The 621-nt window shown below is 69.2% G+C and carries 1 protein-coding gene; it reads right to left on the bottom strand.

What is annotated here, in order from left to right; translation table 11 throughout:
- The coding region (locus tag KN815_RS49125) for a polyketide synthase dehydratase domain-containing protein (RefSeq protein WP_253209747.1) at positions 1–609 on the bottom strand (609 nt) is incomplete at its 3' end.
- Positions 610–621: the final 12 nt, after the last annotated feature.

Here is a 621-nt window from a genome sequence, read left to right as displayed (position 1 = left end):
GTGCATGGCAGCGTCGAGGAGTGCCGGATGCAGTCCGAACCCCGCCGCCTGGACCCGATGCTCCTCCGGCAGCGCCACCTCCGCATACACCGCACCATCCGACCGCCACGCCGCCCGCACCCCCTGAAACACCGGCCCATACCGATAGCCGACCCGCTCCAGACCGTCGTACAAGCCCTCCACTTCCGCCGGATCCACCGCCACCGCACCCACCGGAGGCCACACCGACAACCCCACCTCGGGGGCGGAGATCCCCTCCTCCACAGGACGCAACGTCCCGGTAGCGTGCCGCACCCACGCAGCACCCACACCGGCATCCTCCGCCCGCGAATACACCCGCACCCCACGCCGACCCCCCTCATCCGCCTCCCCCACACACACCCGCACCTGCACCGCCCCATCCTCCGCCAACACCAACGGAGCCTCCATCACCAACTCCTCCAACCCACCGCACCCCACCTCATCCCCAGCCCGCACCACCAACTCCACAAACGCCGCACCCGGCAACAACACCGCACCCGCAGCCACATGATCACCCAGCCACGCATGCGACCCCAACGACAACCGCGAAGCGAACAACACCTCACCCGACCCCGGAACCTCCGTCACCGCGCCCAATAG

The sequence above is a fragment of the Streptomyces niphimycinicus genome (assembly GCF_018883605.1).
Classification (GTDB): Bacteria; Actinomycetota; Actinomycetes; order Streptomycetales; family Streptomycetaceae; genus Streptomyces; species Streptomyces niphimycinicus.
Note: the sequence above shows the minus strand (reverse complement) of the source record. Positions and strands in the feature narration are given on the sequence as shown.